Source organism: Frankia sp. CeRuru1, from assembly GCF_977966315.1.
The window spans coordinates 1-4,061 of record NZ_CDWWEW010000434.1 but is presented as its reverse complement, the minus strand read 5'-3'; the positions used below and the strand labels follow the sequence as shown (position 1 = coordinate 4,061).

Here is a 4,061-nt window from a genome sequence, read left to right as displayed (position 1 = left end):
GCTCACGCCGGCCCCGGAACAGCAGACGGTGGCGCCCGAACGGATCCGCGGCCGCCTGAGCCGACTGTACGAAGGCGTTCACCATGCTCGTGGTGTCAAGGGAGACCCCTGACGAGCCTGGCAGCGACGGATGACCATCCGCACCCCTCCTGCCTGCGCGCGGACACCGCACCGCCTGATTCGCACTCCCTGATTCGCACCCCCTGATTCGCATAGTCTGGAGGACACGTGACCCACGCGGATCCCGAGAATCCCTCGCTCGACTGGCTTGTCAACAACTTCGTCGACTTCGTGCCCGGTGTGGCCAATGCGATCGTCGCGTCCTCGGACGGGCATCTCCTCGCCGTCTGCACTGGTTTCCCGCGTGAGCGGGCGGAACGGCTGAGTTCCCTCGCGTCCGGTCTGTTCAGCCTGACCTTGGCCGCCGCCGACTTCGTGGACGGCGGCCACGTCACCCAGACCATCGTCGAGATGGCCCAGGGCTCGCTGCTGCTCATGGCCGTCGGGGAGGGGTCCTACCTGGCCGTGCTCGCCACCAACACCTGCGATATCGGGCTCGTAGGGTACGAGATGACGGTGCTCGTCGCCCGGACCCGGGAGGCGCTCACCCCGGCCCGCCGCGAAAATGTGTGACCAGGTGCCCACCAAGTGACATCCCCCATGACCCCATGACCCCATACCCCATGACCAGGTGACCAGGTGACCACGTGAACGGGGACGCGGTGGAGCCGTCGGGCGAGCTCGTGCGGCCGTACACGGCGACCCGCGGCCGGGCGCGCCCGTCCCGTCTGCTGGCGCTCGAGGCCATGGTGACCACGACACCGCTCGGCCGCGGGCGGCTGCCGGTCCTGCTTCTCGAACAGAAGTCGATCGTCGCGATGTGCGTGCAGCCTCAGTCGGTGATCGAGATCGCGGCCGAGCTGCGTTTGCCTGTGGGCGTCGTCCGCGTGCTCGTCGCCGACGCGGCGGCGGACCGCCTGGTGGAGATCTCCCAGCTCACCATGCCGACGGGAGCCCCGCAGCTCGAGTTGCTCGACCGGGTACTCGCCGGCCTGCGTCGCCTCTGAGCCGGCGCGCTCTGAGCCGGCGCGGCATTCCGCGCCGCTAGGCTGGACAGAGCATCGAGCTTACGTGAAGCTTCGGATCACGCTTATTCTGTCACGTCGCCTCAGGGGACGATCGATATGATCCAAAAGCTGATGCCTCCCGTGTCCCGCCATCCGCTCACCCGCGCGCTCGTCACACGTACCCCCCTTGCCCGGGGGATCATCGATCGCTTTGTCGCCGGCCCGTCCGACGCGGACGCGGCCGCCGCGGTAGCCGGACTTGCGGACCTCGGCCTCCTGGCGACGGTGGATCTGCTCGGTGAGGACATCACCCGTGCGGAGGACGCGGCCCACACCCTGCTGGCCTACCTCGGGCTGCTCGACCTCGCCGACCGCGCGGGGATCGCCGCCGGTCTCGACGTCTCGGTGAAGCTGTCCGCGCTCGGTCAGGCCGTGCCTCGCGACGGCCGCAAGCTGTCGTACGAGAACGCCGCCGAGATCTGCGCGCGGGCAGCGGCGGCGAACGCGACGGTCACCCTGGACATGGAGGATCACACCACCACGGACTCGACGTTGGACACCCTGGTGGAGCTGCGTCGGGACTTCCCCTCCGTCGGCGCCGTCCTGCAGGCGCAGCTTCTGCGCACCGAGACGGACTGCCGTGACCTCGCCACCGCCGGGTCACGGGTGCGGCTGTGCAAGGGCGCCTACCGCGAACCGCCCGCCGTAGCCCACCAGGGACGTCCGGCTGTCGCCGCCGCGTACGCCCGCTGTCTGGGAATCTTGCTCACCGGATCGGGCTATCCCATGATTGCCACTCACGACCCCGCCCTCCTGAACCTCGCCGGCCGGTTCGCCGAGCACGTGGGACGCCTGCCCGCGACCTTCGAATACCAGTTGCTGTACGGGGTACGCCCGGTCGAGCAGCGGCGGTTGGCGTCGACCGGGGCCACGGTGCGGGTGTATGTGCCCTACGGGGCGGACTGCGTGCCGTACCTGACCCGGCGGCTGGTGGAGAGACCCACGAACCTGCTGCTCGCCGCTCGCGCGCTCCGGAGTCGGGCCTGAGATGCGGTGGGCCTGAGATGCGGTGGGCCTGGGATACGGCGGGCCTGGGATACGGCGGGCCTGGGATTATGGGCGGGCCTGGGATTATGGGCGGGTTTGGGATGCGGGCCGGCTGAGACGCGGGCAGGCTGGACGGGGGACGGAGCGTGCGGCGGGACGAAGCAGAGCGCGTGGCGACCGGACCGGTGACGGTTCCGGTTGCGCGTAACGAACCGGTCCGTTCCTACGCCCCGGGTAGCCCGGAACGTGCCAGTCTGCGGCGGGCCCTGCTCCGGCTGGGCGGTGAGCATATCGAGCTGACCAACACGATCGGGGGACACCAGCATCTCGGCGGCGGCCCGGCCCGCGACGTCGTGCAGCCTCATGCATACCGGCGGGTGCTCGGAACGCTGCGAGAGAGCACCCACGCGGACGCGGCCGAGGCGGTCGCCGCGGCGAAGAAGGCCGCCCCCGGCTGGCGGGATCTGGGTTTCGCGGGACGGGCCGCGGTGCTCCTGCGCGCCGCGGAGGCCCTCTCCGGCCCGTGGCGGGACACGTTGAACGCGGCCACCATGCTGGGCCAGTCGAAGACCTGCCAACAGGCGGAGATCGACGCCGCCTGCGAACTGATCGACTTCTGGCGGTTCAACGTGATGTTCGCCGCCGAGTTGCTGGCCGACGTGCCGGCCAGCGGGGCCGGGGAATGGAACCGGCTGGATCTGCGTCCGCTGGAGGGATTCGTCTACGCGGTCAGCCCGTTCAACTTCACCGCCATCGCCGGGAACCTGGCGACCGCGCCGGCGTTGATGGGGAACACCGTCGTCTGGAAGCCGGCTCCCACGCAGGCGTTTGCCGCGCATTTCCTGATGCGGCTGCTGGAATCGGCGGGGTTGCCTCCCGGCGTCATCAACCTCGTCGGCGGTTCGGGTGAACCGGTCAGCGACGTGGTGTTCTCCGACCCGGATCTGGCCGGCGTTCATTTCACCGGTTCTCCCGCCGTCTTCGCCCGGCTGTGGCGGGCGGTCGGCGAGAACCTGGACGGCTACCGTTCCTATCCGCGGATCGTCGGGGAGACCGGTGGCAAGGACTTCGTGGTGGCGCATTCCTCGGCCGACGTCGACGTGCTGCGTACCGCGCTGCTGCGGGGGTCCTTCGAGTACAGCGGTCAGAAATGCTCGGCGGCCTCCCGAGCGTACCTGCCCGCAAGCCTGTGGCGGCGCCTGGACGCCGAACTCGCCGCCGCGACCGAGGCACTGTCGGTGGGGGACGTCAGCGACTTCGACCATTTCACCGGTGCGGTCATCGATGCGCGCGCCTACGATCGCCTGGCCGCCGCGTGCACCCGTGCTGCCAGCGATTCGACCGTCACCGTTCTCGCCGGGGCACAGTGCGACGACGCTGTCGGCTGGTTCGTCCGGCCGACGGTGCTGCTCGGCACCGATCCCGGGCGGGAGTGGTTCACCCGCGAGCTGTTCGGCCCGATCCTGTCGGTTCACGTCTACGACGACAACCGGCCGGGGGCCTGGGACGACGTGCTGACACTGATCGACCGGACCTCGTCCTACGCGCTCACCGGTGCCGTCGTCGCGACCGACCGCTCGGCGATCGCCCGCGCCGAACACGTGCTGCGCTTCGCGGCTGGCAACTTCTACATCAATGACAAGCCGACCGGGGCCGTGGTCGGCCGGCAGCCGTTCGGCGGAGCTCGCCGTTCCGGCACCAACGACAAGGCCGGTTCCGCGCAGAACCTGCTGCGCTGGGTTAGCCCACGGGTGATCAAGGAGAATCTCGCTCCGCCTGCCGACCACGTGTATCCCTACATGGGGCCCGGGGCCTTTGGCGTGACCGGCGACCGTGCGTCCGGTGGTGTCGTGGGTGGTGGTGGCGCGTCCGGTGGTGTCGTGGGTGGGCTGCCGGACGACTCCGCCGGGGGTCCCCCGGCCCCTGACCGGGCGCCCTGACTGCGGG

4 protein-coding genes are annotated in these 4,061 nt (G+C 70.1%); all 4 read left to right on the top strand.

Going from position 1 to position 4,061, the window contains the following annotated elements:
- The first annotated feature begins 228 nt into the window (after positions 1 to 228).
- The 4 genes from AC08OP_RS22055 (at position 229) to pruA (ending at position 4,054) form a co-directional block, all read left to right on the top strand.
- A complete protein-coding gene (locus AC08OP_RS22055) occupies positions 229 to 633 on the top strand; it encodes a roadblock/LC7 domain-containing protein (RefSeq protein WP_476615928.1) in 405 nt (134 codons plus the stop codon).
- A gap of 74 nt (positions 634 to 707) precedes the next feature.
- A complete protein-coding gene (locus AC08OP_RS22050) occupies positions 708 to 1,067 on the top strand; it encodes a DUF742 domain-containing protein (RefSeq protein WP_462187236.1) in 360 nt (119 codons plus the stop codon).
- Positions 1,068 to 1,184: 117 nt separating this feature from the next.
- Positions 1,185 to 2,114, top strand: coding sequence for a proline dehydrogenase family protein (locus AC08OP_RS22045; RefSeq protein ID WP_476615927.1), 930 nt, complete (start codon positions 1,185 to 1,187; stop codon positions 2,112 to 2,114).
- A 170-nt stretch (positions 2,115 to 2,284) separates the two neighbouring features.
- Positions 2,285 to 4,054: an L-glutamate gamma-semialdehyde dehydrogenase gene (gene pruA, locus AC08OP_RS22040; protein ID WP_476615926.1), complete on the top strand. Its 1,770-nt coding sequence runs from the start codon at positions 2,285 to 2,287 to the stop codon at positions 4,052 to 4,054.
- Positions 4,055 to 4,061 lie beyond the last annotated feature (7 nt).

Excerpts from the sequence above, each read along its gene's own strand:
- AC08OP_RS22045 (WP_476615927.1), top strand. The coding sequence starts at position 1,185 with ATGATCCAAAAGCTGATGCCTCCCGTGTCCCGCCATCCGCTCACCCGC.